Genomic DNA, 24,529 nt, shown 5'->3' on the forward strand with positions numbered 1-24,529 from the left:
TATATACAGTTAACGATCTCGGCCGCGCGCGGTCAATCTCATATGTAGGAAATTTCGACGGGTGACACCATGTGCGGACGCTACTCGATCTACGAACCGATGGACCATTACCTCAGAGAACTCGCTCCACAGCAGCTTGTGATCAATGGATACGACCTATGGGCCATAGATCGGTACAACGTCGCGCCCACAACCAAGGTCGAAATCATCCGACCGGTGGAAGGCGGACTTAGCGTCGACAAGGTCCGTTGGGGATGGTCGCCGTTCTGGGCGAAAGGAAAACGCCCTGACCCGATCAATGCCCGGGTTGAGACGGTTACGACCGGGAAGTTTTTCAAACAGCTTTGGCCGAACGGACGAGCGATCGCGCCGGCCAATGGCTGGTTTGAGTGGGTGAAAGATCCGCTGGATCCGAAGAAGAAGCAGCCCTACTACATTCGGCTGAAAAGTCAGGCTCCGATGTTTTTCGGTGCTTTGGCTCAGGTGACGCTAGGGCTTGAGCCGCGCGACGATGACGGGTTTGTGATTATCACTGCTGCGAGTGATTCAGGGATGGTGGACATTCATGATCGACGGCCGTTGGTGCTCACGCCGGAGATGGCTCGGGAGTGGCTGGATCCGACAAGCGATTCAAAAGCTGCAGAACTGATTGCGAAAGAAGGTTGTCGGCCAGTCGATGACTTCGAATGGTTCTGCGTTGATAAAAGCGTTGGAAATGTCAGTAATCAGGGGGCACAACTCATCGACCCCGTAGCGACAAATGGATTGTGATTGGTGAGTTGAGAGCGATGGTGGTGCCTGATTAATTCTTCAAAGCACCGGCATGGCATCCAATTGGATTGTTTAGGGTCTATTTGTTCATATTCCGTTACAATTAGTGGCGTTTCGCCGCGCCGACAGTCATGATTCCTCAAATCTTCACGAATGGATTCGAGTATGAACTGGGATGTCACGGTTTCCGTCGATTGCGCGATATATCCGCTAAGCGTTGTGCAAAGAACTGCATACGCTCTCGCGCCGAAGATCTCTATTCAGATCAGCCAAACGCTGAATATGCTTCATCTGCACGCGGTTCCTGCTCTTTTGGCAGGAGGCCCCCAAGACATCCCATCAGAAGACGAAGGGCGCGAGCTTATTTTGCGTAATCTCAATGATTTCGCAATGCGCGCTCTGATTCAGCAGGAAACGTCAGGACTGAGACAGGTCCTCGCCAATGCGGCACTGCGTGGAGCTGGCGTGTGACCACCACGCTCATAGCCAAGGAGGCCTGTTATCGACTGCTTCCATTTCGGTTTGCCCGAATTGATAGCCACCCTGGCGGTGATATTTTGCTAACCGCAGAAACAGGTGAGTATCTATTCGTCTCGGAAAACCAGTTGCACGATCTGGTCCATAAAGCTTTAAGCACAGGATCAACTTACTACAAGGATCTCCTCGCTCGTCACTTCATCTACGAGCCCGAAAGGCACGATCCAATACCGGAAATGGCAGCGCAGTACCGAAGCCGTAAAAGCTTTGTATTCGACGGCCCAGCGCTGCACATCTTCGTGGTTACCCTGCGCTGCAACCACACTTGCCAATACTGCCAAGTTTCTCGGGCTCCGCTGGGCGGAACGGGCCATGACATGTCCGCAGCAAACGCAGTTCTGGCAGTAGAACGACTCTTCGAATCGCCCTCGCCTGTAATTACAGTCGAGTTCCAAGGCGGCGAACCACTGCTCGCGTTTGATCGCATCCGCCAAATCGTAGAGCTGGTGGATGCCCGCAATGAGATCGAGAAACGAAGTATTCAGTATGTGATCACAACAACCCTTCATCATTTGAATGAGGATGTTCTGGATTTCGCTCAGCAACACAAAATTCAGTTCTCTACCTCCTTGGACGGCCCCGCTTTTCTGCACAATGCCAACAGGCCGACTCCAACGAAAGATGCCTATGAAAAAACGGTAGAGGGCATTGATCGTGTAAGAGCAAAGCTGGGCCATGACTCGGTATCGGCGCTAACGACTATCACCGCAAAAAGTCTGAAGCATTCGCAGGCAATCATTGATGAGTACATTGCCAGGGAGTTCAACAGCATCTCCCTGCGACCATTGAGCCCCTATGGTTTCGCCAAGAAATCAGCGAATCGCCTGGATTACACAATGAGCGAATTCATCGATTTCTACCTCGAATCCCTTACCTATCTGATGAAGGTAAACGCTGAAGGTACGTACATATCGGAAGGTTATACATCGATCTTGCTGACCAACATCCTTACCCCTTTCGCGTCTGGCTATGTGGACCTGCGCTCCCCTCTTGGCGCGGGGTTGGGAACACTTGTCTACAACTATGACGGCGATGTCTATCCGTCAGACGAATCCCGGATGTTTCTAGAGATGGGAGAGGACGGACTTAAGCTGGGTAACGTGAGCCAACCGTTGAAAGAACTACTAGAGTCACCGGTCATTGACGTTTTGCTCTCGGCGGGTGTGGCAGAGGCATTGCCTGGGTGCTCCGACTGCGCTCTAGTGCCGTACTGCGGTGCTGATCCAATTGAGCATTATGCCCGTCAAGGAGACCCTATCGGTCATCGCGGTTTCAGCAGCTTCTGTCAAAAAAATACAGCCTTACTCACGCACCTTTTTTGCCTGCTTCGTGATGGGGACGATACGAAGCAAAGGGTTCTGATGTCGTGGCTGGCGCGCCGCTCTTTGGGCGACCTTCCATCTGCTGGTTATAGGGGCTAAAGATGCTACGCCTAGACACTCAGTTCGAAATTAGCAACTTGGCAGAGCCCAGGATTTTCAAGGTTATTACTCCCGATGAGTTTGTAAGTAAAGGTACCGCCTGTTGCGCTGGGAACGCATCATTTGACGACCTGATGTTGTGGCTGGATGGCTCAATCTCTGCTAACTACGACCAATTTTTTTCACTCCCCGTGGGTGGTTTTTTACTCTCAGGAAGCGCAAGCATAAGGGCCGACATCGACGCACCACTGCTGACGAACCCTAAAGATCCTTTGGTGGTGCAGCCGGGCGATGTCATAACTGTCGGACCCGGCTCAAACGTCGTACGCGTACTCTACCGGCGTGGCGCTAACAGCAACCTCTTGTTTATGACTGATCGCTGCAACAGCCTTTGCCTGATGTGCTCTCAGCCTCCCAAGGACATAGATGATCGTTGGCACATTGACGAGAACCTTAAGCTGATTGACCTAGTTGACCAAGGTGAAGAGCAACTGGGTATCAGCGGTGGAGAACCCACGCTCTATCGAGAGGGGCTGCTTGCAATTGTCGAGCATGCCAAGCGAGTAGTCCCTGAGAAATCTTTGCACATCCTTAGCAACGGCCGATTACTAAGCGATCCTACGTGGATCGCAGAACTTCAGCGGCTGAGCCATCCAAACCTCACTTGGGGTGTTCCTTTATATGCGGACAATGCAGCCGATCATGACCATGTCGTGCAGGCGATCGGTGCGTTTAGCCAGACAATGATTGGGCTCTATAACCTGCAGCGAGCTAACCAAAAAATCGAAATCCGCATGGTGTTGAGTCAGCTAACGACACCAAGACTTGGACAGTGGGCGCACTTCATTTTTCGTAATTTACCGTTTGTGCATCACGTTGCACTAATGGGAATCGAGAACACCGGATTGGCCAAGAAAAACTATGACCAACTCTGGATTGATCCTGCGGACTATCAAGATGAGCTGAATAAAGCTGCATATTTCCTGGACATTCGAGGTATTACTGTCTCGATCTACAACCTCCCGCTGTGCGTGCTACATCCAGGACTTGGCCGCTTCTACAGGCAGAGCATTTCCGACTGGAAAAACCTGTTCATTGATGCATGCCAGACCTGCTCAGCGACACATGCTTGTGCAGGGTTCTTCAAATCTCATTCATCTCGTTGGCAGAGCCGCAATATTCACCCGCTCTCTGTCGAGGATTTAGCCAATATGCAAGGAGCACTTTATGAAACTGCTTGAGCGCTGGAAGCTGCTGATCGGTCAATCGATCGCATTGGCACCAATGATAGGCAGCCCGCTAGCTGATGCAAGCCAGGCTCAGCTGGCAAACGCTGATTGGTTGCCGAATCCAAATAGTGCCCCGCCAGCGTTCAAGAACACACTTAACGCCAAGGACGCCATCAATATCTACGCCGCACACCGCTCGCATAGTTCTCACAGTTCTCACAGTTCGCACAGTTCTCATTACAGTGGTTCCGGCGGTTACAGCGCTCCTCGAGCTTATACGGCGCCTAGCACCAATTACTACACTCCACCCGCATCGATACCGAGTAACACCTATCGCTCAGCGACTGGAAGTACTAGCACGACAACTCAATCGGGAAACCCGAGTCCGAACGTATCGAACTCAACGCCTTCCAAACCCGCTGCAGCAGACCTATCGATGCTTGTACGGCGTGTCCAACTCGCATTGATGATCAAAAAATACTACACGGGCCCTATCGACGGGATACTCGGGAACAGCACCCGCGGTGCGCTAATGGCTTTCCAAGCGGACTCTGGAATCAGCAGCAGTGGGAAAATGGACACACCAACTCTGAACGCGTTGGGGATTGCTATACCTTAGCGTCATCTAAAATCAGAACTGATGTTGCGAAGCAATCGTTCGGGCCTCACGCCTTTCTTGCAAAGCGGCAGAGGCTACAGGGATAAGATTGCTTGAGGAATTCTGACTTTCGAGTTAGTGAAAGGAAAAGTCACGTATGGACGCGCCTCACCAAGCTGATAAGGCCAAGCCCGATGGTTTGTTCTGGATATTAAGTTTGTTTTTTTTCGGCTTGAGCCTGGTACTCCCCGCCTACTCAGTGGATACAAAGGTAATCGACGGAAGTGAGCCTTTTCTCATGGGTTGGTTAGGGTTAACGGTCGGTACGTTCGGCTGGCTAGCCAATCCCCTTTTTTTGCTCGCCGTTCTTCTTGGCGAAAAAATGCCAAGGGGCTCTACAGTGATGGCTTGGTTAGCTTTAGTGGTGGCTGCATCTTTCTTGTTTACCTCTTCCGTTCCCGTTGGTCCGTCGCTGATAGTAAGGCCTGTTAGCTCCTTGGGATGGGGCTATTACTGCTGGGTTGTAGCGATAGCTATGCTCGCGGTTTGGCAGACGTGCTACTTACGTTCAGTTTGGAACGATTCGCCTGATGTTCAGCCCCCTGAGTGTTAGGTTTTGGTCTGATTTCCGGTCTAATGAAACCGGACATCCATTTAGGCGAGAATGCTCGCCAGATAGACGAGTCTAGTACCTGGCGGGATCGGCATCGAGTTAATCTAATACCTCGCCAGCACGATTTTCAGCAGCGGAAACGGATTTGGCGGACATTCAACAGCGCAGGCTTCAAGGTCAGCTGGCCGCAATCAGCCACTGAAGGACATCCCTTACCAGAAAGGTCTCGTGATTCATCTCGTATATCCAGCATCCACTTTTAGACCCTGGATGCTTGTACACACTCTGATGATGCCTATAGCGCTACTCCTCATGACTCAAGGTTGCGATACCGCAGTTGAGCTCAAATCCCTTGCCGGTCGGCCAAACTTCTTTAGTCAGGAAAATCTTGTAGCCCTGAAACTGCTCCTCGAATGGCTTACCCAAGCTGGCTTTCTTGCCAAATCCAACAGGAACGGTACCCGCCAGATCTCCGATCATTTTTGTACATAGAGCCGCAAGCGCCTTAGTATCCGCAACAGCTCGGCTTGCCACGTTCACATTCAGCATCAGCTTGACCCGCGTAACCTCGTCAGCAGTGCCACGGCCGTACAACGCTACGTTGTTGGGTAGCTCTTGCGAGCCCAGATATTTGTACGGAGTGCCGCAAGAATAGACACCGTCGTACAACTCACTGTAGCCGCTGGGATTGGGTTTGAAGCCGGGAGTTCGTGCCAACACGCTGCAGGCAGTGGATGGAGAGAAGGCTTCGCCATCCGCTGCATAGGAGTTGCCTGCCGCCAAATAAATCAGCCCAGTCAAAGCCAGTACTGACCATCCTTTCTTGCTCAGTGATAAATCCATTACGGCGACTCTCATCCTTTGAACAGCTCTACGCTGCGGGCGGCCAATATGCCTAGGTCGGGGCTCATTGGTCAACGAATGCAGAGCCAGTACATAATTGCATTACTTAGTAAGCGTCTGGACAAGTCATCTTAACCTCTTCATACAGCTGATCAGCTCGACTGGTTTCCTTTGCTCCGTAGCTCAATGCTATGTCAGAGAAATGAAGTCATCTCAGGACCCGTCACTGCGAGCGATGGCTCGGTTGCCTTCAGCAGCTATACAATGTGATAAATCTTCCTGCGAATCGATGTCCAGTTGAAACCTGCTGATATCCGGATACACAGTTATTCATCAAATGGAGTCCTTGATGGCTGACTTCCCCGTGCTCAAGACCGCCCGCTTGACCCTTCGAGAACTGACGAAACAAGACGCTCCGGCATTATTGGAAATCCATGGCGATGCCGACGCCATGATGTGGTTTGGGACAGATCCGATTACACGTATCGATCAAGCCGAGCACCTGGTCGAGCTATTCGCGGGCTGGCGTACCGCACCCAGCCCCGGAATTCGTTGGGGGCTGGAGGACAGCTCGGCCAATCTCATTGGTACTTGTGGTTTGTTCAAATGGAACCGTTCTTGGAAAAGCTGCTCCATTGGGTTCGAGCTAGCGCGCGGAGCCCAAGGCAAGGGTTTTATGAACGAAGCGATCATTGCGTGCATACGATGGGGCTTGTCTCATATGCAACTGAATAGAATCGATGCCTTGGTTCATCCTGACAACGTGCGCTCACTTACTTTGCTCGAGAGAATCGGTTTTGTGTGCGAAGGAAGGTTAAGACAGGCGGGATTTTGGGCCAACATTCACCACGATCTCATTCAGCTTTCGCTGCTGCGTTCTGAGTTTGAAGGAGATTTGTCTCAGTAAAACAAGCCGGGGATTGATGAACTAGCCTTCCCAGGTCTATCTGAAGGTAAATGTCCGATGAAGGTAACTCCCGCACGCCGCGAGATAATCTCCGCAACCGCTCAAGCGCTCTATCAATGATAGGTTTCGCAGATAACGCGCATGACCGGGATGGCTCACGGCTCCTGCCGATGATGGGTAAGCGTCCAGCGAAGTCACCTTCCTAGCGCCCGCATAGCGGACATGAGTGCTTGGTAAAATAAATGCGTCATCTGTCGTCCGAAGGCGACTGGACCACCAATCGCCAAGGGTCGATTTTCGCAGATGCAGCTAGCGAAGCGCACGTCACTCAAGATCTTTGAGGTCGGTCAGATACACCAACTGCTTGCGCATAGGCACGCATGCCAATTGGAGCCCGGAGGGTGAGTTGTAAATAGCCTGGGCACCTGCGGTGAAGCCACAGCGCTGATAAAAACTTTCAGAATTCAGCGTGGCTTCAAGGTGGATCTCAGCAAGACCCGCCTCTCGTGCTAGATGTTCAAGATGAATGACCATCTTTTTACCTATGCCTTGGCCCATGAACTCTGGTAACACGAAGATTGCCTCCAGTTCCCCGCTCTGGAGATTTATCAGTCCTGTAGCCACAGGAAGTCCATTGACGCACGCCAAGTGATAATCTTTTTCCACCCAGGATCTGTATTTATCCGTGAGCGGAACGCAAGTCCAAGCCATCACTTGAGCATTCGTGTAAACGGTGCTGCATTGGTTCTGAATTGCCTGAAAGCGGATATCGAATGCTGCCTCAGCATCACAACGCTCAGCTCGACGAATCTGCAACATCTTCACACTCCTGAGATTGGCCATTCTGGACGGAGAATGAAAAAGCCCCGTCCATTCCTGGCGGGGCTTTAGTCAATGCGCTACTACCTACGCGCGCATAACCTCATGGCCCGCCCAAGGCGGTCATCAAGGTGCGCATCATGTTCAGTCGGTAGGTAATAGTCATTGATTTATAGTCTGGGGATTTATCTCAACTGTCAATGTAGCGCAGCGCCTTTGCAGCCAGCCAGGTGCCGAAGCCGTCATGCACCTCAGTCTTTTACGAGTGCACCCAGCAAATGAGTCGGTTGCTCGACTAGCTTGTCGGCACCGCACTCGATCAACTCTGCGCGGGTGCCGTAACCCCATAGAACGCCAATGGCAAGTAATCCGTTTTGATGGGCGGCGACAATATCATCGCGCTTGTCGCCGATCATGCAGGCGGATCCAGGATGGATCGCCTCTACCGCCAGCAATGTATCCAGCAAGCGGGACTTGTCGTCCAGTTTACCATCCGGTGAAGTGCAGAAAACGCTTTGGAAATGACCTCTCAGCCCCGTCTCACTCAGAATGCGCTCGGCAAACTCCTGACGCTTAGAGGTAGCGACATATAACGCGTATCCTTGTGTAGTCAGCGAATCAATAACTTGTCTAATTCCCGGATAAGCCAATGATCCAGAGATGCCGTACCGCCCATAATGAGTCCGGTACAACTCGACGCCTTGGTCGATGCGGTCATCTCCATAAGGCATCAGCAGTTGTGCCATTACCTGAGTCATCGGCGGCCCCAAAAGGTGCGTGATTCCGGCAGAGGGCGTGAAATCGTGACCTAGAGCCCGGACGGCGTGTGTCAGACTGGCGACGATACCTGGCGCTGAATCAACGAGAGTGCCGTCCAGGTCGAAGATCAAAGTTTTCATAGCTTTCCTTTGAAGGTCAGCGGATGGCAAACACACCCTAACTAGAATGGCCTGGTTTGCTTATCAATCGTATAGGACACGCCATAATGTTTCTCGCGTTGTGGCATCCAGCGTAACCCGTTGGCGATCCATAACCTGTTTCAATCCCTCACCTATATATGCACCCGGCATCGTAAGGAAGCCGTGCTTGCGGAACCAGGGGCCATTCCAAGGAGGCTCACGAAAAGTTGTCAAACTCACCGCTTGAACCCCGAGGCTTTCAGCATGCTCTATGACTGCCGAAAGCAGTTTTGCCCCAATCCCAATCCCTGAAGCACCTGGGCCAACGGAAATATTGTCTAAATACAAAAGCCCGTCCAGCGGTCGCATTGCCGCGAAGCCCATTATTTTATGACTATCGCTATCGAGCGCCACCACGACACGACAGGCCTCAAATCTCACAGGGGTCAACGCAGGTGTGTCAGCGATATGGGCTAGAGATGGAAATGTCCTGTAACGCAGACGAGCCTCTGCCGAGATACGGCATAAATCCGCCACATCCTCAGTACGACTTAGCCGGAAGTAGTAGGTATGCATGCTTTCAATCTTTCAGGTTCACCGGATGGGTAGTCCAATTTTACCTCGCACAACTCAGTTCAGCATTAAACGTGCGAAGGATATAGCTTGCGCGGGGGATCGCTGGCATAACGACGAGAAATATGGCATTACTCCAGCGGAGTCATAGTCAACATATGAGCTTTTTGAGGGATTATGGAAGCAACGTTAGCTGACATCGATAGAGATGGCTGGGAGTTGGACGACGCCGAAGCCATCCACAATGAACACCCTACAAGCTTCTGGCTTCCTCCGAGAGATGCTAGAAATCGCCTTCAAGCACAACAGCTTGTTAAGTTGATTTTTAGAATCGTTACTACCGATGAGCGTGGAGCAGAAGAGGTCAGCGTCGAGCGCATGTGGGTTATCGTCAAGGATCGAGTGGGAGATCTGTATATAGGGCAGCTCGATAACGACCCTTATTGCACTGACGAGATTCAGGCTGGGATGAAGGTCTGCTTTCTGCCAAATCACGTTATCGATATTTATGAAGAGCGATAGCCATGGGAGCGTGCCGACTGAATCAGGCTAATGATTGCCGCAGCCCGTTTTCCTCTGCGCAACGACCCTGCGAAGAGCCAGATTTTGCGTCCAAGCGCCCATGGCCTGATTTGGTTTTCCGCCCAATTGTTTTCTATGGGTACGGCCCGTCCTCGAGGTAATGCGACAGCACCGTCCAGCGATTGAAGCAAGTGCACACCATGTCTTGGTTTTGCAGGCCTGCTAGATGACTTGGCCGGACGGATACATTCAAACCTAACCTCGAAAGTCTTATCCTTAACGCTGTCGGGATGCGCCGTTCGAGATCAAGCATCTTCACCTGAAACAACAAAACTCCGAACTACGTCGCTCCAGACTACCAATCGACTGCAGGTTTACCGGTACCGGTATGGTTTAACCCGCCCTCACCTAAACCTGTTTTCTTCCTTTTTCGGCCGGATGTGGCTGTCATCGTCGAGCTACTTTTCCGTGCTGACGATCCCACCCATGCGCCTATTCCTCTGCGAAAAACCCTCCCAAGGCAAAGACATCGCCCGCATAGTCGGCGCGACGCAACGCGGTACCGGTTACCTCAGCGGACCCGATGTCTGCGTAACCTGGTGCATCGGCCATTTGCTGGAAACCTGTCCGCCGGAGGCCTACAACCCAAGCTACAAAAGCTGGTCACTTGATCACCTCCCCATCATCCCCGAAGACTGGAAGGTCGAGGTCAAACCCAAGACTGCGACTCAGTTCAAGGTGGTGAAAAAGCTGCTCGGCCAAGCCAAGGAACTGGTAATCGCCACCGATGCTGATCGCGAAGGCGAGCTGATCGCCCGGGAGATCATGGAGTACTGCGGCTACCGCGGTCCGGTCCATCGGCTTTGGCTGTCAGCGCTCAATCCTGAATCTATCCGCAAAGCATTGTTAGCGTTGAAACCCGGGCAAGAGACGTTCTACCTGTATCACGCAGCGCTGGCTCGATCGCGAGCGGACTGGTTGATTGGTATGAACCTCACCCGTCTGTTCACGCTGATTGCGAGGCGCTGCGGGCACGATCAGGTCATGTCGGTTGGCCGTGTACAAACGCCTGCTTTGTACCTGACGGTCATCCGGGAGCGAGCAATCAACGCCTTCGTCAAGCAGCCCTACTGGGAGGTCGAGGTGACGTTGCGTGCTGAGGGCGCTGAGTTTTTGGCGAAGTGGAAACCGCAGGGCAACATCGTCGACGCTGAGGGGCGATGCATCGATCGGACTCAAGCGGATCAAGCACTGCGGCAACTCACTCATGGCCAGGCAATGGTTACGGCCGTAGATGTCGAGCGAGTCAGCGAGCGACCGCCTCTGCCTTTTGATATGGCAGCGCTGCAGGAGCAATGCGATCGCCAGTTCGGCATGGGCGTGGAGGAAACGCTGAACATCGCTCAGTCTCTGTACGAGACTCACAAGGCGACCCACTACCCCAGGACCGAGTGCCCCTACTTGCCGGAAAGCATGCTGACGGAGGTACCCACTGTCATAGCAGCTCTGGGCAAAACGGACCCATCTTTTGTTCCGCTGCTGCAGACGCTGGATCTGACAGTACGCTCCCAGGCATGGGACGACATAAAATTAGCCGGTCCTCACCACGGCATCATTCCCACGACCGAAGCCGCCGATATCTCGAAGATGTCTGAAAGCGAGCGCAAGGTTTACGATCTGATCCGCCGGCGCTACATCGCCCAGTTCATGCCGCACCATGAGTACAACCGGACCGTCGTCATGCTCGATTCCTCTGATAGGAATTTGAAAGCTGTTGGCAAACAAATCGTAGTGCCCGGCTGGAAAGTGCTATTCACCCGCGACGACGAAACTGAGGGTGATGAGCAGGCACAGCAAAAAAGCCAACACCTGCCGAACCTGCAGTCAGGCGAGGCGTGCGGTATTCAATCAGCGGAGCTTAAATCGCTGAGTACGGCGCCGCCTCGGCGCTTCACCGAAGGTACGTTGCTCAAGGCGATGAAGAACATCGCTGATGTGGTCGAGGATCCAAGGCTCAAGGCCAAGCTGAAAGCCACGACCGGGATCGGCACTCAGGCCACCCGCGCATCAATCATCAAGGGGCTTATGCAGCGTGGCTACCTGGATAAAAAAGGCCGATCGTTGAGTCCGACGTCTGCAGCTTTCGCGCTGATCGACACGGTGCCAAGCATGGTCAAGGATCCGGGAATGACGGCAATCTGGGAACAAGCGTCTGATGAAATCGAAGCCGGACGTATGCCGCTGGAGACATTCCTCAAGGGTCAGAGCATATGGATTGGCAAGCTGGTCGAGCAGTGTTCGCAGTTGACCTTGAGCATCGATCAACCACCCTCGCCGCCTTGCCCCACATGCGGTGCGCCGATGCGGAAACGAAACGGCAAGAACGGGCCGTTTATGTCCTGCTCTAAATACCCCGACTGCAAAGGCATCCTTAGCCTGAGTCCCGCGAAGAAAACCCGGAAGAAGTAAAATTTCCTACCGACCGATCCCACTAAATCTGTCGGCACCCAAGCTTATTTACTACATTCCCACGGCCGTTGGCATGTGCAAGAATTTGAACGCGTCACGGATCACACCCGTTGGCTACTGACGGTCATCAGTAGCGAGCAACCCAAGCACGCTCAGCCTCGGGAAGTGTGTGCAGATTCTCCCTGCGTCTCCCTGGTTATCCAGGCATGTTGCCGTCACGATCACCCTGCCCAGGTAGTCATAGACGCATAGAGTCCGAAGCCTGCCAAACCTCGGGCCGCTCTGTTCAAGCGCGGCCCCTACTCCCCCGCTTCAAGGCCACTCTGAAAGGTGCCCTGACACTCTGGTCGCCGGAGTGTCAGGACACCCTTCCGAGGGCCAGTATTCACTACCGGTGCCCGCCGGTGAAACAACGGGTTCCTTTTGTGCGTGGATGCGTGCCAGTTGATACCGATCCCAGCCACGACACGGATCGGGTGTTTGTATGCGGTGACAGGTCAATGCCAAGGGGCCGTCTATGCAATGCGTTCACAGGTGGTGATCTCTTCTCAGCCGAAGACTGTCTTCGGCCCGCTTCTCCCTCCAACGAGAGCATCAATAGGTGCAGTGCCTTTATCTTATTTTTTGTTGCCTTGGCACGGGCCGTTTTACATGCTTTCCCTATGTCCGCTGACGTCGTCAGCAACATGCCCAGGTAGTCAGGATCCTCGAGACTACGACGCGATATCACGCGTTGATCCACCTAGGGTCGCCAGCGCATTCGTCAGCGCGATCGTTCGCCAACCGTGGCGATGGAATGCTTAAAACACCAACCCATGCGGGGATCAATTCCCCCAGCCGGGTGAAATGTATCTCCGCACCTGACACTCAGGAGATACCCATGCACTCACTCAGCTACCGATTTGGCCATCACCTCGGCGTTTTCGTTGTGCAGGCCAGAAAAGCATTTCGCGCCGTCGACATTCAGCCTGTTCATGAGGATGACCAGCCTGAGCCAGTCGTCTCACTAAAAGATCTCATTGAAATCCCGGCGATGGTTCGCAAAGGCATTAATCTCAAACACTGGTATGCCGCAAACGTAATCTATCCCAAGCCCCTGCAGGCAACTTGCAAGCGGCGGCGTGTAGGTAATCGAGTCAAAAGAAAACGCGGGTCGCTGGATCCACTTTTATAGCGCCACGTCACCTTGACGCCTCAAGCATCATTTTCCATGCTTCACGCATGTTCCGCTGACGTGTCAGCAGCATGCCCAGGTAGCTTCGATCTTCAAGGCTACGACGCCGCAAAGCGTTGATCACCCCAAGATCGCCAACGCATTCGGCAGCGCGATCAATCGTCGGCAGCACTGACGATCGAATGCCTGATAGCACCATCACCCACGCGGGGAATTACTTCCCGCAAGGGCTAGTCGTTCCCCGCTTTTGATTCTGAAACGGAGAAACGACCATGACTCAATCCAACGAAAGCAAATACTTCGACCTGCACACCACTGGCATCGGCTACCTCAATCGCATCCGCGAAGTTGAGGTACGTAAAGGCAAGCCGTTCATCTGCGTCACCGTAGCAGCGCTGCATGGCAGCTCGGACGACGTGGAGTATTCCTACATCGACTGCAAAGTCAGCGGCAGCGAAGCTGAACGTCTCGTGCTGCTCCACAGCCTGGACATATCCGCCGGCAAGAAGGTACTCGTTGCTTTCAAAATCGGCGACATCTGGGCCGACGCATTCACCTATACCAAAGGCGAAAAACAAGGCAAACCCGGCGCGAGTCTCAAGGGTCGCTTGTTGTTCATCTCGTGGGTGAAGGTCAATGGGGAGACGGTCTACCAGGCCAAACCCCGAGACGATCAAGACTTGCCTCAGGATGAGCACGCTCAACCGACAGACGCCCCACCAAAAGCCCAGAAAGCGGAAACACCATCAACTGCTGTTGCAGAACCTGATGCGTACTACGCCCCCTGACACTTCGCTTATCTGAATCAGCAATAACGCGGTCATGCCAACACATGACCGCGACACCTACCTCCCGGGGAGCAATCCCTTTGGGGTGCTGTCCGCAAAAAAATCGGAGAGCACCTCATGAAACTGGCCCTGATTGATAAAACTATCAGCGAACTCGAAGCCTCCATCACCACTGCCGAAGACGAGCTGATTCAGGAAGTCCTGCTGATCCTTGATCGAAGGCTCTTCTCCACCGAAGCCGCACTCGAATCACCAGATGCAGTAGCGTCTTACCTGAAACTCAAACTCGCTGCAGAAGAGCACGAAGCTTTTGGCGTGGTTTTTCTGAATGCCAAGCACCAGCCACTGGCTTTTGAAATTCTGTTTCGGGGCAGCATTGATTGCGCCGCGATCTATCCTCGGCAAGTCGTGAAGCGAGCCTTGGCTCACAATGCAGCTGCCGTGATCATTAGCCACAACCATCCTTCGGGATGCACCGAACCTAGCTCGGCGGATATCACCCTGACTACGCGCATGAGGGATGCGCTAAGCCTGGTTGACGTGCGGTTGGTTGATCACTTCATCGTGGGTAGCGGGAAACCGCTGTCGTTTGCGGAGAGGGGATTAATTTGATGTGAGCGCCTTCGGGCGCTTTTCCATCTCATAAATGGCATTATGCCACTCTATTTATTATTGGAGTGCGCAAGATGTACCAAGGAGTTTTGGATTTTTTTAGCAGTACGCAGGTGATTATGGCGGCAGGCGTCGCAGTCCTAGTGGTTTTAGTTAAATCGCTGACAATGCTAGGAAAGGTCATGGAGTTTCATGACCTTCATTTCGTACTGAAACGCCATAAACGCCTGCAGGAGCTTCGCTCAAACTTCACCACAGAGAGCCCATTCAGCCAGTATATGGATGAGTCCATCAAGCTTGAGGCATTCCGGATCGTTTCCGGCATCAGCACAAACGCACTGAGTATGGCGGCTCTCATAAAGTTGTCGAGCCTTGGACTCTGGAACACATCGCAGCTGAGGCAAATCGCAAAGTATATGGTTGCTGACGCCAAAACTGGAAAACCGATCATTCAAATCAGCAAAGGAGACAAGTTCGGCGCTTGGCTAGGTCTGTTCCTTGGAATTGTATGCTTGTTGATTGGAGGGGTATTCTGCATCGCTTTCATGGTAATACTTCCTCCCTTCGGCCTTTTGATCGGCATGGCACTGTTCGCAGCGATGATTTTTTGCGGAGGACTTTTCGCAACTGATTATGGCGCCTATAAAAATGCCGAGCGGGTCCAAGCTTATCTGCTTGATCATCCTGATACATTTTGAACAGACATATAACTATGTAGGACATTGTTAATACTGCCCTAGCAGTACTCACATGGCCACGGAGCCTCTCACCGGCGAGTCAACAAGAAGCAGGAATATCACGCGCCCACCTCACCCAGGAATTCTCCCTCCCCTTGATGCGCCTGCCGAAACCAGGCGCTGCAGGAGTGAAGATGAATGAGTTGGCTCTTTTCGCGGGCGCTGGTGGTGGAATGTTGGGCGGGCATTTGCTTGGATGGCGGACCGTGTGCGCCGTTGAGCGTGATGCCTACGCAGCACAGGTTCTGGCGCAACGACAGAACGATGGATTGCTCCCACCTTTCCCGATTTGGTCTGACGTGTGCAGTTTTGAGGGTCGACCATGGCGCGGACTTGTTGACGTGGTTTCGGGAGGTTTTCCTTGCCAGGACATCGCCGTCTGCGGACTCGGTGCGGGCATTGAAGGCACGCGATCCGGTTTGTGGAAACATATGGGCAGAATCATCGACGAGGTTCGACCTCGATTTGCGTGGCTGGAGAACTCACCCATGCTCATCAGCCGCGGCCTTGCCATGGTCGTCGGTGATCTTGCCCAAATGGGGTATGACACGCAGTGGTGTTGTCTTTCAGCGGCTGAATGCGGCGCGCCGCATCGTCGCAACCGGATCTGGATCCTGGCCAACGCCCGTGGCGAGTATGTCGAAGGGATCTTCGCCGGGATCACTGACTCGCAAATCTGGACGGGACCGATCGCGGGACAGACTGGACCATGCGGTCATGGCGCTGCATGGTGGGCCACTGAACCCGGAATGGGTCGAGTGGCTGATGGGGTGGCCTATCGGGTGGACCGACTTAAGGCCATTGGGAATGGGCAGGTTCCGGCAGTGGTTAGGGCTGCTGCAAGGATGATCCGATGAAATAAATCAATAAAATCCGCCGAAGATGCTGTCGGCAACGATCCGGGCGATGATAATCACCAGTTACCTCAAAAGAAGTAATTGATCTTCGTTGATGGCCTCAAGTGATTTTGCGCCTAGGGATTCCGCCTGTTAAGAAGTAGTCATTATCAAGAATATAATCTGCCATTTCTGGGCTGCTAAGATAGCCAACCAGACCAACGATTTGACTCTCTGCTAGCGCCGTTGGCGAGTAACCGGCCGGATCCATTGTCCCTTCAGGCACGTAGCCCCCAAAAACAAAAGCCTCAACAATTAACTCAGAGCAAAAAAAAGAGTCTGCGGCTTTTTTCTTGATAACGGGTACATGTGGTCGGAACGTTCGATTTATGTGTCTAAGCATCTTATATTCCAGCAGCGGTGCCTTCAGGGCTCCTGCCTTATTGTATGGAGTATTGAGATCAGCATGCCTAGAGCAAAAATCTACTACTTTTGAACTAAGTTCAGGCAAGCCATCTGGACTGGCACCAGGGCAGCGGCTTGCCACGACGTAGCGATATCTAGCGATCAGTTCAGTAAGCGGCACCCTGTTTACCCCTTTTAGGGTTGACTCAACGACATACCCATTACCAATATATACTGCAGCATGAACATAATCGCCTGAAGACCCAAAGGAGATCGCGCTCCATGCCAAATCCGAGGAGTCGCCCACACAAAACAAAACGTCAGCTGGAGCCAGATCTGATTCAGTAACCAGTACTGGCTGAGATCTATCCATTAGCAACCCGGCGTAACGTAAATCAGCGTCGCACTTTTGCTTGTAGAGTGGTCTGCTCAAGGCTTCAAATCTAGAGTTTATGGGGGCTGGGTTACGAGTGAGCAGTTTGGCAATGAACTTTTGAGTGCTGACACGTACCCCATGGGTCAAACTCTGTACAAACTTCATATCGATCATCAACTCACTAAAATGACAACATTACAAGCATAATAAGTATTTATGTATAACTTAGAAAGCCCACGTGCCTTTTATGCTTCAACCACCTCCGAGAAGTCCATATTCAGCGTTTAAACCTATCTGATTGACTACCCTCCTCAAAATCATTAAAAATCCCCCACAGGATCGCTGTCGCAGACAGCACCCTGCCCAGGTAGCATGAATCTTCAACGCTACGGTGCGTTTACCGCATTGATTCAACCCAGTCCGTATCGCATTCGGTAGCGCGGACAGTCGTCGACACCCTCGATGATCGAATGCTTACTCAAACCACCCTGACGGGGACCCTCCGTCAGGCGGTGTCTCCTCGTCAAATCTGGAGATGCCATGAAAATATCGCTTACGCTGTATGACGCACTTATTTCCGCCAACGTACCGGCCGACAAAGCCAAAGCTGTGGTGGATGCATGGGAGACAGACGTGGAAAAGCTCGCGACCAAAGCTGACCTTCAGCACGTAGAAACTCGGATCAACGCATCGATTTCAGAGATGCGTTCCGAGGTTCGTTCTGAAATAAAAGTCATGCGCTGGCAGCTTGGCGCGATTTTCGTTTGCGTCGTCGTGCCATTGCTCAAGCTGGGCTTCGACCTGGTCTCGAAAGCAGCAGCCTGATCAAGGGCCATAACCCTCACATAATCAGCTCCGCATCTGCCTGCTGATACCTGCTCCAACTCAACCCACACGGGGAAACACTTCCCCCTGCCTGGGTGCTGTGTTTCCCCGTTTTTCATTTTCGGAGACTCACATGCCATCAGTTCTAACACCCCGCAAGCTGAGCTTGCTTCAACTGCCCATCGTCCTCAGCGAAGGTGCCTGGCTGCAGACGGTTCACATCAACGACTACCTCTTTGAAGAGTTGAGTGATCGTCTCAGTGCTGTGCTGGATGCGTCCTATCGAGCTGTGATGTCTGAGTCCGACGGCGCGAACATGATCCCGTTCAGCCTCTGGCTCATCCCCTCCTCTCGCAATCGAGTCGACAAGGTCAGGATCGATTTGCGTTTGGAGATCCAGCATCTGGGTAAACAGCCCAGGCATCTGCGAGTGCTACTCAACGACGAACCAGAGTCGTCCGTCTGATCAAAACTGCCTGGATCAATCCAGGCAGCTCCTCTGCCAAGACCTGCAGCGGGAATATCCATGGGGCTCGAACCAGTTTTCTTGAGGTTTAAACCCGGCCGCTTTGCCAAGGTGTCCTCATAGTTATGTGAGGATTCCCCAATGTTCCAGCTCTGCCGTCCTCAATGGACAGCTTTGATACTTTGCCTGAGCCTTGCTCTCGCAGGATGCGAGACGAACACGCCTCAAGTGGAGCCAGTTGCGCTTAATGGGGGCTACAAGCCAAATCGCCCGGCAAGCACTGCGCCTAACCAGATCCGCTACGACCGCTACACCCTCATCTCGACCAGACCGAAAACCGATCAACTCCAGCTTCTGGACCAGATCATCGATTTACGCATCCCCGATGCACTAACCCCTTCCGTTCATCAAGCGATGATCTACGCGCTACGCAATTCCGGCTACCAGCTCTGTTCGGCTACCGGGCACGTTGGCGAGCTGTTCGCTCATCCGCTTCCGGCCTCTCAGTATCGGCTTGGCCCAATCAGTGTGCGTGACGCCATGCAGATGCTGGCCGGTCCGGCGTGGGAAATGCAGGTGGAAGAGCTCGCACGCCGGATCTGCTTTTCTGTTCGTCCAGCCTATCAGCGCCCTGCCCCATCGATACCGTCAGCGCAGGCCGTCGCGGCGCCTTCGATCAAGCCATTAGCCGTGGGTGATCAGCGATGAAGGTCGGACTAAAAACGAGTCACGTCCATAGCGCTCTTCTGCTCGTGCTGGCTCTGGTACTTGCCACTCAGTGGTGGGGACTTCGTAAGGTGGTGAAGCAGACGGAGCTGCAGGAACAGTCTGGCTCTCTAGAGATGCTGGCTCAACAGCAGGAAACCCTGCGCTTAGACCTGGATACTTTAGGCGAGAGAGAGCTTGTAGATTGGACTCAGTACCGAAGTGATCACGAATTCCTGCACCGAAGAATAACGTCGCTGGCCAAGCAAGGTACCGACGAACCCACACTGCGCGCACTTCAAACCGAGCTCATATCGCTCAGCTCCAACGTTGAGGTGATGCAGAAAGAGCTCGAAGAAGTAAAGCGCCTAGCGGCTCAACAGCCTATATCAGTAGCGAAACCAGCGGCACCAGCCCCCAAGAAAGTAAGGCTGAAAAAGCCTTTAACTCCCCCTTTCACCCTCATAGGCCTTGAACACCGGGGTGGTGAATCCTTCTTGGCGGTATCGCCCCTCCAGAATGCTCAACTGCAGGATATCCAACTGCTCCGGCCAAACGAATCGCATGATGGATGGTTGCTCAAAGCACTGACGCCGGGCAGCGCCAGTTTCACGCTACCGGATGGGCGAAATCATGATGTGAAGCTGACCCAGGGGGTGAGCCCATGAGGTTTCTAGCCCTTATGAATTTGCTATTTGCCTTCGTCACACCCGCTCATGCCGAGGATGCTCACTCCGGCATTTCTCTTTCGCAGAACACAGCTAACCAGTCGGACCAATCTGCTCAATCCAAAGCGACCCAATGGGGTTTGCAGGTCGATGAATGGGATCGATTCAAGCAGCTTATGAGGGGGCCTCTCGGCGTCTACTCGCCGAATCTGGATCCCTTGTCTGCCCTAGGCATCGAAGCGAAAACCGAAGAGGAACGTACACGTTACGCCGAGCTACAGGTGCAGATGGAGAGCACGAGAGTCATCAAGCTTCTCGCCTATCAAAATGCTTACGACCAAGCCTACAAGCGACTCTATCCGGACATCCTGCCGGTGGTTCTGGTGAAACAGGACCAGACCTCCAAACCTGTGAAGTCATCGAGCAGCGGGCGACTAGCGGTGTTCGTAGAGCTGAGCTGTCCAGCCTGTGAGGCTCAAGTAAAACGCCTGCAGCGCGACGCCCAGCGCTTCGATATCTATCTGCTGGGCAGTAAAGGCAACGACGATGCCTTACGGGCCTGGGCACTGAAAGCAGGCATTGAACCTGACAGAGTCCGTAGCCGACAGATCACCCTAAATCACGACGGCGGACGCTGGATCACCATTGGGGGCAGCGGTAAATTTCCGGCCGTACTGCGTCAAGACAATGGGCGATGGGTTCGGCAATGAAACGCCGCGCACAGTTGCTGCTTGTGCTCGGTCTGCTGACCCGGCCCGCCAGTGCGGAACTGCCACCACCGGCGTATCAGCTTGCTACTCATGGTACCGGCGTCCCCAGCGAAGTGCTTTATGCCATCGCACTGCAGGAGAGCGGTACGCGACTGCGCGGCAGGCTGGTGCCTTGGCCATGGACATTGAACGTGGCCAAGGTCGGCTACCGCTACTCCTCTCGCGAGTCCGCCTGTGCGGCGTTGATGACCGCCATAGCACAGGTCGGGGCCAAGAGCGTCGACGCGGGCCTTGGCCAGATCAATATCGGCTGGCAACGGCAGCGTTTCGCCCAGCCGTGCGACGTACTGGATCCCTACCTGAACCTCGCGTTAACCACGCAAGTCCTGCTCGAACAAAAAGCCCGCAACGGAACCTGGGTCGACGCCGCGGGGCGATACCACCGCCCCGCTGGCGGCGCACCTGCAGCCCGTTATCGCGAAAGCTTTGCCCGCCATCTAAAACGCGTCACCGGAGTGACTCCATGAAAAAAATCTTCCTGTTTGTGCTGGTCTTCCCCGCGCTTGCTCATGCTGAGCTAATTGTCGTCGAGGATCTCGGCGGAACGTCTGCGCTTCCGTACTACCGAGCGCTTAACCTGATTCCTGAAGACAAGCCCTCACAGTTGGCTTTCCTCGAGCCGGTACCGCTTAAGCAATATGGCGAGGCCGACATGTTGCCCGTTAAGTCGACACGGCTAAGCCCCGGTAAAGTCGAAACACGCGTACTGAATGCGCCGGGTTTACAGCCAATGTTCCTTATTGGTGACGACGAGCTCTCACGCGATTGGCTGGCGGCACGAGTAGATGCCCTGCGCGAACTCAACGCCGTAGGTTTGGTAGTCAACGTTGAAAAATATGAATCGCTGCAGGACCTGCGGCGTCTTGCCAATGGACTCGAACTCGCACCCGCCTCGGCAGATCAACTCGCCGAGATGCTGAACCTTGATCACTACCCTGCGCTGATTACTTCAACCGGTCTGGAGCAGTAGCGGGTGGCACAGGATCATGTGATCGAGGCGCTGCTGCGTCCAGCGGTCGAGCTGTACACCGTCGGCGTTTGCCTGATCGGTGCTTGCCTCTCGCTATTCGCACCTTGGGCGCTCGCGTTGTCACCTTTGTTCGGTCTTGCCGCAGCGCTGTTCTTTCTTTCGTTCGGTTGGATACGTTTGCGTCAGGCGCTGGTGGTCCTGCGCTACCGACGCAATATTCGTCGACTGCCGCGCTACGTCATGACCAGCAAAGAGGTGCCCGTCAGCAATCGGCGCCTGTTTATTGGCAAAGGCTTCAAATGGGAACAGCGCCACACCCAGCGACTGATGCAAACCTACCGCCCGGAGTTCAGGGCTTATGTGGAACCTCCGCATTTGTTTCAGCTTGCAAGGAGACTTGAGGAGCGCATGGAATACGCGCCCTTCCCACTCAGTCTGATTCCGAAAGCAACCGCTTGGGACAGCCCGCTAAATCCGGTGAAACCTCTACCGCCTGTTGGCGGTGCTCCGCGCATTCACGGCGTTGAACCTGATGAGGTAGAGGTTTCCTTGCCCTTGGGCGAGCGCGTCGGCCACAGCCTGATCCTCGGGACTACACGGGTGGGCAAGACGCGGCTGGCTGAGCTGTTCATCACTCAGGACATACGCCGCGTAAAGCAGGTCAACGGTGTCGATGAGTTTGAGCCGGTCATTGTCTTTGATCCCAAAGGCGACGCGGATCTGCTCAAGCGTATGTACGTCGAAGCCAAGCGTGCCGGCCGCGAAGGTGAGTTCTATATCTTCCATTTGGGTTGGCCAGACATCTCCTCCAGGTACAACGCCGTGGGCCGGTTCGGGCGTATATCCGAGGTAGCCAGCAGGATTTCCGGGCAGTTATCCGGCGAAGGCAACAGCGCCGCTTTTCGGGAATTCGCCTGGCGTTTCGTCAACATCATCGCCCGCGCACTGGTGGAACTTGGCATTCGTCCCGATTACATGAAGATCCAGATGCACGTGATCAACATTGACGCGTTGTTCATCGAGTACAGCGGTCACTACTTCGCACGGCATGACAGCAAAGCCTGGGAAGTCATTGTGCAGATCGAGGCGGGGCTGAACGACAAGAACATCCCCTTCAACATGAAGGGCCGGCAAAAACGGGTCATTGCGATTGATCAGTACTTGTCACAGACCCGCGTGGCCGACCCGGTGATGGACGGGCTGCGCTCCGCGGTCCGCTACGACAAGACCTACTTCGACAAGATCGTCGCGTCATTACTGCCGCTGCTGGAAAAGCTCACCACTGGACGCATGGCGGAGCTGATCTCGCCGGACTACACAGACCTCAACGACCCAAGACCGATCTTCGACTGGATGCAGATCATCCGTAAGCGCGCGGTGGTATACGTCGGCCTGGATGCTTTATCTGATCCAGAAGTCGCTGCCGCAGTCGGCAACTCGATGTTCTCCGACCTGGTCTCGGTCGCAGGTCATATCTACAAGTTCGGAATCGACGACGGTCTACCCGGGGCAAACTCCGAGCAGAAGATCCCGATCAACCTGCACGCCGACGAATTCAACGAGCTGATGGGCGATGAATTCATCCCAATGATCAACAAGGGCGGCGGCGCCGGCATTCAGGTGAGCGCCTATACCCAGACCGCCAGTGATATCGAAGCCAAGATTGGCAACAAGGCGAAGGCCGGCCAAGTGATCGGTAACTTCAACAACCTGTTCATGCTGCGCGTCCGGGAAACCGCCACAGCGGAGCTGCTGACCAAGCAACTGCCCAAGGTCGACGTGTACACCACCACGCTGGTCAGCGGCGCCACCGACAGCTCTGATCCCTCCGCAAAAACCGACTTCACTAGCAACACCCAGGACAGGGTCAGCTCCACCAGCGTGCCGCTGATAGAGCCTGCGCACATCGTCAGCCTGCCCAAAGGCCAGGCCTTCGCCCTGATCGAGGGAGGCAATCTATGGAAAGTGCGCATGCCCCTGCCCGCGCCAGATCCGGATGAAGTCATGCCCAAAGACCTGCAGACCCTCGCCGAGAACATGCGCAAAAGCTACATCGACGGCGGTGGCGAATGGTGGACCAGCAGCGGCACTCGTGGACTGCAGGAAGACCTACCCGCCGACCTGCTAGACAACCCCGTCGATCCCGAGCCGACGCCGTGAATCTGTGACGCCCTTTACCTGATCATCCAACCGAGCAACGCACATGGCCACAGCGTCCCAAAGCGCACAGACCCAGCAACAACAAGTACGTGAAAAGGGCCTGATCGCCCGGACACTGTCCCTGCCCTTCGCCTTCATCGGCATCATGCTCGGCTCGCTGCTGATCAGCATCTTCATGGAGTGGATCGGACTCTACTTCTACTGGCCCGAACAAGGCTGGCACCACGCACAAGGCATGCTCAACAGTGAGCTGCAGTGGCTGGCCGACGGATATTCTCGAAGCCTGCTGATCGACCAACCTGGGCTAACAGCAAAAGACCTGGTCAACACGGCGTACATCTGGACGTTCGAAAAGACTGGCTTCGTTGAGTGGATTAACCACTCCGCTGCGCAGTCGCGCCTCAATGGCGACCAAGGTGAAGGAATAACCCGGGCGCTGGGAGTGATGTACGTCTACGTCGAGGATTACGGATTGGCGGCGATGTACACCGTCCTCACTTTCCTGACACGACTGATCATCCTCGTGCTGACCACCCCGCTGTTCTTGATGGCGGCGTTTACAGGCGTCGTTGATGGTCTCGTGCGCAGGGATCTGCGGCGGTTTGGGGCTGGTCGGGAGTCAGGGTTCGTCTATCATCGAGCGAAGATGATGATCGTGCCGTTGGCAGTTGCGCCCTGGATCATTTACTTGGCGTTGCCGGTGAGCTTGAGTCCGGTTTTGGTGTTGCTGCCTTGTGCGGCTGCGTTGGGGGTTGTGGTGAGTGTTACGGTGGGGAGTTTTAAGAAGTATTTGTGACCGTGTGGCCTGCGTAAAAGGGGCAGCGATTCAAGACCCA

At 54.0% G+C, this 24,529-nt stretch carries 28 protein-coding genes and 1 pseudogene; 22 read left to right on the top strand and 7 right to left on the bottom strand.

Going from position 1 to position 24,529, the window contains the following annotated elements:
* Nucleotides 1-69 precede the first annotated feature (69 nt).
* The 5 genes from KDX30_RS00945 to hxsA all read left to right on the top strand — a co-directional run bounded on the left by KDX30_RS00945 (nt 70) and on the right by hxsA (nt 4,577).
* Nucleotides 70-771: an SOS response-associated peptidase family protein gene (locus tag KDX30_RS00945; RefSeq protein ID WP_231674696.1), complete on the top strand. Its 702-nt coding sequence runs from the start codon at nt 70-72 to the stop codon at nt 769-771.
* 165 nt (nt 772-936) lie between these two features.
* Nucleotides 937-1,242: a His-Xaa-Ser system protein HxsD gene (locus tag KDX30_RS00950; RefSeq protein WP_231674697.1), complete on the top strand. Its 306-nt coding sequence runs from the start codon at nt 937-939 to the stop codon at nt 1,240-1,242.
* Entirely contained in the window at nt 1,239-2,729 is a 1,491-nt protein-coding gene (gene hxsB / locus KDX30_RS00955; protein ID WP_231674698.1) for a His-Xaa-Ser system radical SAM maturase HxsB, read from the top strand. The genes KDX30_RS00950 and hxsB overlap by 4 nt, the downstream gene beginning before the upstream one ends.
* A gap of 2 nt (nt 2,730-2,731) precedes the next feature.
* A complete protein-coding gene (gene hxsC / locus KDX30_RS00960; RefSeq protein WP_231674699.1) occupies nt 2,732-3,970 on the top strand; it encodes a His-Xaa-Ser system radical SAM maturase HxsC in 1,239 nt (412 codons plus the stop codon).
* Complete coding sequence (gene hxsA, locus KDX30_RS00965) at nt 3,957-4,577, top strand: His-Xaa-Ser repeat protein HxsA (RefSeq protein ID WP_231674700.1); 621 nt, start codon at nt 3,957-3,959, stop codon at nt 4,575-4,577. The genes hxsC and hxsA overlap by 14 nt, the downstream gene beginning before the upstream one ends.
* 895 nt (nt 4,578-5,472) lie before the next feature.
* Here hxsA and KDX30_RS00970 read toward each other — a convergent pair.
* Nucleotides 5,473-6,012, bottom strand: a complete 540-nt coding sequence (locus KDX30_RS00970) for a hypothetical protein (protein WP_231674701.1) — start codon at nt 6,010-6,012, stop codon at nt 5,473-5,475.
* Nucleotides 6,013-6,361: 349 nt separating this feature from the next.
* Between KDX30_RS00970 and KDX30_RS00975 the strand changes: the two genes are divergently transcribed.
* Nucleotides 6,362-6,919, top strand: coding sequence for a GNAT family N-acetyltransferase (locus tag KDX30_RS00975; RefSeq protein ID WP_231674702.1), 558 nt, complete (start codon nt 6,362-6,364; stop codon nt 6,917-6,919).
* Between the two features lie 324 nt (nt 6,920-7,243).
* Here KDX30_RS00975 and KDX30_RS00980 read toward each other — a convergent pair whose 3' ends face one another.
* The 3 genes from KDX30_RS00980 to KDX30_RS00990 form a co-directional block, all read right to left on the bottom strand.
* The gene (locus tag KDX30_RS00980) at nt 7,244-7,738 is read right to left on the bottom strand and encodes a GNAT family N-acetyltransferase (RefSeq protein ID WP_231674703.1); all 495 of its coding nucleotides are present in this window, start codon (nt 7,736-7,738) and stop codon (nt 7,244-7,246) included.
* 251 nt (nt 7,739-7,989) lie between these two features.
* The gene (locus tag KDX30_RS00985; protein ID WP_231674704.1) at nt 7,990-8,637 is read right to left on the bottom strand and encodes an HAD hydrolase-like protein; all 648 of its coding nucleotides are present in this window, start codon (nt 8,635-8,637) and stop codon (nt 7,990-7,992) included.
* A 63-nt stretch (nt 8,638-8,700) separates the two neighbouring features.
* A complete protein-coding gene (locus KDX30_RS00990; protein ID WP_231674705.1) occupies nt 8,701-9,213 on the bottom strand; it encodes a GNAT family N-acetyltransferase in 513 nt (170 codons plus the stop codon).
* A gap of 174 nt (nt 9,214-9,387) precedes the next feature.
* On the opposite strand from KDX30_RS00990, the gene KDX30_RS00995 reads away from it, so the two are divergent.
* On the top strand, nt 9,388-9,732 hold the full coding sequence (locus tag KDX30_RS00995; RefSeq protein ID WP_231674706.1) for a DUF2314 domain-containing protein: 345 nt from the start codon (nt 9,388-9,390) through the stop codon (nt 9,730-9,732).
* Here KDX30_RS00995 and KDX30_RS01000 read toward each other — a convergent pair.
* A pseudogene (locus tag KDX30_RS01000) lies at nt 9,729-9,913 on the bottom strand (IS66 family transposase); the annotation flags it as partial. The gene KDX30_RS00995 and the pseudogene KDX30_RS01000 sit on opposite strands and share 4 nt — an antisense overlap.
* Nucleotides 9,914-10,218: 305 nt before the next feature.
* Here KDX30_RS01000 and KDX30_RS01005 point away from each other — a divergent pair.
* On the top strand, nt 10,219-12,201 hold the full coding sequence (locus KDX30_RS01005; RefSeq protein ID WP_231674707.1) for a DNA topoisomerase III: 1,983 nt from the start codon (nt 10,219-10,221) through the stop codon (nt 12,199-12,201).
* A gap of 880 nt (nt 12,202-13,081) precedes the next feature.
* Nucleotides 13,082-13,375, top strand: coding sequence for a hypothetical protein (locus tag KDX30_RS01010; protein ID WP_231674708.1), 294 nt, complete (start codon nt 13,082-13,084; stop codon nt 13,373-13,375).
* Nucleotides 13,376-13,382: 7 nt separating this feature from the next.
* Here KDX30_RS01010 and KDX30_RS01015 read toward each other — a convergent pair whose 3' ends face one another.
* Nucleotides 13,383-13,574: a hypothetical protein gene (locus KDX30_RS01015; protein ID WP_231674709.1), complete on the bottom strand. Its 192-nt coding sequence runs from the start codon at nt 13,572-13,574 to the stop codon at nt 13,383-13,385.
* A 73-nt stretch (nt 13,575-13,647) separates the two neighbouring features.
* Here KDX30_RS01015 and KDX30_RS01020 point away from each other — a divergent pair, with 73 nt between their 5' ends.
* The 4 genes from KDX30_RS01020 to KDX30_RS01035 all read left to right on the top strand — a co-directional run bounded on the left by KDX30_RS01020 (nt 13,648) and on the right by KDX30_RS01035 (nt 16,369).
* Nucleotides 13,648-14,163 (top strand): STY4534 family ICE replication protein, encoded by a 516-nt coding sequence (locus KDX30_RS01020; RefSeq protein WP_231674710.1) that lies wholly within the window; start codon nt 13,648-13,650, stop codon nt 14,161-14,163.
* Between the two features lie 117 nt (nt 14,164-14,280).
* Nucleotides 14,281-14,775: a RadC family protein gene (gene radC, locus KDX30_RS01025; RefSeq protein ID WP_231674711.1), complete on the top strand. Its 495-nt coding sequence runs from the start codon at nt 14,281-14,283 to the stop codon at nt 14,773-14,775.
* A gap of 74 nt (nt 14,776-14,849) precedes the next feature.
* Complete coding sequence (locus KDX30_RS01030) at nt 14,850-15,473, top strand: hypothetical protein (RefSeq protein WP_231674712.1); 624 nt, start codon at nt 14,850-14,852, stop codon at nt 15,471-15,473.
* A gap of 173 nt (nt 15,474-15,646) precedes the next feature.
* Nucleotides 15,647-16,369 carry a DNA cytosine methyltransferase gene (locus KDX30_RS01035; RefSeq protein ID WP_231674713.1) on the top strand — a complete coding sequence of 241 codons (723 nt, stop codon included), beginning with the start codon at nt 15,647-15,649 and terminating at the stop codon, nt 16,367-16,369.
* A 100-nt stretch (nt 16,370-16,469) separates the two neighbouring features.
* On the opposite strand, the gene KDX30_RS01040 is transcribed toward KDX30_RS01035, so the two are convergent.
* Entirely contained in the window at nt 16,470-17,303 is an 834-nt protein-coding gene (locus KDX30_RS01040; RefSeq protein ID WP_122397171.1) for a C40 family peptidase, read from the bottom strand.
* A 366-nt stretch (nt 17,304-17,669) separates the two neighbouring features.
* Here KDX30_RS01040 and KDX30_RS01045 point away from each other — a divergent pair, with 366 nt between their 5' ends.
* The 9 genes from KDX30_RS01045 (at nt 17,670) to KDX30_RS01085 (ending at nt 24,489) form a co-directional block, all read left to right on the top strand.
* The gene (locus KDX30_RS01045) at nt 17,670-17,954 is read left to right on the top strand and encodes a hypothetical protein (protein WP_027899039.1); all 285 of its coding nucleotides are present in this window, start codon (nt 17,670-17,672) and stop codon (nt 17,952-17,954) included.
* A 133-nt stretch (nt 17,955-18,087) separates the two neighbouring features.
* The gene (locus tag KDX30_RS01050) at nt 18,088-18,420 is read left to right on the top strand and encodes a hypothetical protein (protein ID WP_122397172.1); all 333 of its coding nucleotides are present in this window, start codon (nt 18,088-18,090) and stop codon (nt 18,418-18,420) included.
* Between the two features lie 141 nt (nt 18,421-18,561).
* On the top strand, nt 18,562-19,128 hold the full coding sequence (gene pilL2 / locus KDX30_RS01055; RefSeq protein WP_231674714.1) for a PFGI-1 class ICE element type IV pilus protein PilL2: 567 nt from the start codon (nt 18,562-18,564) through the stop codon (nt 19,126-19,128).
* Nucleotides 19,125-19,793 (top strand): hypothetical protein, encoded by a 669-nt coding sequence (locus tag KDX30_RS01060; RefSeq protein WP_231674715.1) that lies wholly within the window; start codon nt 19,125-19,127, stop codon nt 19,791-19,793. The genes pilL2 and KDX30_RS01060 overlap by 4 nt, the downstream gene beginning before the upstream one ends.
* Before the next feature lie 14 nt (nt 19,794-19,807).
* Entirely contained in the window at nt 19,808-20,503 is a 696-nt protein-coding gene (locus KDX30_RS01065; RefSeq protein WP_231674716.1) for a TIGR03759 family integrating conjugative element protein, read from the top strand.
* Nucleotides 20,500-21,030 (top strand): lysozyme family protein, encoded by a 531-nt coding sequence (locus KDX30_RS01070; RefSeq protein WP_231674717.1) that lies wholly within the window; start codon nt 20,500-20,502, stop codon nt 21,028-21,030. The genes KDX30_RS01065 and KDX30_RS01070 overlap by 4 nt, the downstream gene beginning before the upstream one ends.
* On the top strand, nt 21,027-21,533 hold the full coding sequence (locus KDX30_RS01075; RefSeq protein WP_231674718.1) for an integrating conjugative element protein: 507 nt from the start codon (nt 21,027-21,029) through the stop codon (nt 21,531-21,533). Before KDX30_RS01070 ends, KDX30_RS01075 begins: the two co-directional genes overlap by 4 nt.
* Nucleotides 21,534-21,536: 3 nt before the next feature.
* Nucleotides 21,537-23,693, top strand: coding sequence for a type IV conjugative transfer system coupling protein TraD (traD, locus tag KDX30_RS01080; protein ID WP_231674719.1), 2,157 nt, complete (start codon nt 21,537-21,539; stop codon nt 23,691-23,693).
* Nucleotides 23,694-23,736: 43 nt separating this feature from the next.
* Nucleotides 23,737-24,489, top strand: a complete 753-nt coding sequence (locus KDX30_RS01085; RefSeq protein WP_231674720.1) for a TIGR03747 family integrating conjugative element membrane protein — start codon at nt 23,737-23,739, stop codon at nt 24,487-24,489.
* Nucleotides 24,490-24,529 lie beyond the last annotated feature (40 nt).

This window comes from Pseudomonas quasicaspiana, from assembly GCF_021147825.1.
GTDB lineage: Bacteria > Pseudomonadota > Gammaproteobacteria > Pseudomonadales > Pseudomonadaceae > Aquipseudomonas > Aquipseudomonas quasicaspiana.

What these genes read in the sequence shown, in the direction of transcription:
- KDX30_RS00970 (WP_231674701.1), bottom strand. Translation starts at nt 6,012, where the DNA reads ATGGATTTATCACTGAGCAAGAAAGGATGGTCAGTACTGGCTTTGACT.
- KDX30_RS00980 (WP_231674703.1), bottom strand. Translation starts at nt 7,738, where the DNA reads ATGTTGCAGATTCGTCGAGCTGAGCGTTGTGATGCTGAGGCAGCATTC.
- KDX30_RS01060 (WP_231674715.1), top strand. Translation starts at nt 19,125, where the DNA reads ATGAAGGTCGGACTAAAAACGAGTCACGTCCATAGCGCTCTTCTGCTC.
- radC (WP_231674711.1), top strand. Translation starts at nt 14,281, where the DNA reads ATGAAACTGGCCCTGATTGATAAAACTATCAGCGAACTCGAAGCCTCC.
- KDX30_RS01075 (WP_231674718.1), top strand. Translation starts at nt 21,027, where the DNA reads ATGAAAAAAATCTTCCTGTTTGTGCTGGTCTTCCCCGCGCTTGCTCAT.
- hxsC (WP_231674699.1), top strand. Translation starts at nt 2,732, where the DNA reads ATGCTACGCCTAGACACTCAGTTCGAAATTAGCAACTTGGCAGAGCCC.
- KDX30_RS01010 (WP_231674708.1), top strand. Translation starts at nt 13,082, where the DNA reads ATGCACTCACTCAGCTACCGATTTGGCCATCACCTCGGCGTTTTCGTT.
- KDX30_RS01015 (WP_231674709.1), bottom strand. Translation starts at nt 13,574, where the DNA reads ATGGTGCTATCAGGCATTCGATCGTCAGTGCTGCCGACGATTGATCGC.
- pilL2 (WP_231674714.1), top strand. Translation starts at nt 18,562, where the DNA reads ATGTTCCAGCTCTGCCGTCCTCAATGGACAGCTTTGATACTTTGCCTG.
- KDX30_RS01065 (WP_231674716.1), top strand. Translation starts at nt 19,808, where the DNA reads ATGAATTTGCTATTTGCCTTCGTCACACCCGCTCATGCCGAGGATGCT.
- KDX30_RS00985 (WP_231674704.1), bottom strand. Translation starts at nt 8,637, where the DNA reads ATGAAAACTTTGATCTTCGACCTGGACGGCACTCTCGTTGATTCAGCG.
- KDX30_RS00945 (WP_231674696.1), top strand. Translation starts at nt 70, where the DNA reads ATGTGCGGACGCTACTCGATCTACGAACCGATGGACCATTACCTCAGA.
- KDX30_RS01045 (WP_027899039.1), top strand. Translation starts at nt 17,670, where the DNA reads ATGAAAATATCGCTTACGCTGTATGACGCACTTATTTCCGCCAACGTA.
- KDX30_RS01040 (WP_122397171.1), bottom strand. Translation starts at nt 17,303, where the DNA reads ATGATCGATATGAAGTTTGTACAGAGTTTGACCCATGGGGTACGTGTC.
- KDX30_RS00975 (WP_231674702.1), top strand. Translation starts at nt 6,362, where the DNA reads ATGGCTGACTTCCCCGTGCTCAAGACCGCCCGCTTGACCCTTCGAGAA.
- KDX30_RS01020 (WP_231674710.1), top strand. Translation starts at nt 13,648, where the DNA reads ATGACTCAATCCAACGAAAGCAAATACTTCGACCTGCACACCACTGGC.
- KDX30_RS01035 (WP_231674713.1), top strand. Translation starts at nt 15,647, where the DNA reads ATGAATGAGTTGGCTCTTTTCGCGGGCGCTGGTGGTGGAATGTTGGGC.
- KDX30_RS01005 (WP_231674707.1), top strand. Translation starts at nt 10,219, where the DNA reads ATGCGCCTATTCCTCTGCGAAAAACCCTCCCAAGGCAAAGACATCGCC.
- KDX30_RS00950 (WP_231674697.1), top strand. Translation starts at nt 937, where the DNA reads ATGAACTGGGATGTCACGGTTTCCGTCGATTGCGCGATATATCCGCTA.
- KDX30_RS01070 (WP_231674717.1), top strand. Translation starts at nt 20,500, where the DNA reads ATGAAACGCCGCGCACAGTTGCTGCTTGTGCTCGGTCTGCTGACCCGG.
- KDX30_RS01030 (WP_231674712.1), top strand. Translation starts at nt 14,850, where the DNA reads ATGTACCAAGGAGTTTTGGATTTTTTTAGCAGTACGCAGGTGATTATG.
- KDX30_RS00990 (WP_231674705.1), bottom strand. Translation starts at nt 9,213, where the DNA reads ATGCATACCTACTACTTCCGGCTAAGTCGTACTGAGGATGTGGCGGAT.
- hxsA (WP_231674700.1), top strand. Translation starts at nt 3,957, where the DNA reads ATGAAACTGCTTGAGCGCTGGAAGCTGCTGATCGGTCAATCGATCGCA.
- KDX30_RS01085 (WP_231674720.1), top strand. Translation starts at nt 23,737, where the DNA reads ATGGCCACAGCGTCCCAAAGCGCACAGACCCAGCAACAACAAGTACGT.
- KDX30_RS01050 (WP_122397172.1), top strand. Translation starts at nt 18,088, where the DNA reads ATGCCATCAGTTCTAACACCCCGCAAGCTGAGCTTGCTTCAACTGCCC.
- KDX30_RS00995 (WP_231674706.1), top strand. Translation starts at nt 9,388, where the DNA reads ATGGAAGCAACGTTAGCTGACATCGATAGAGATGGCTGGGAGTTGGAC.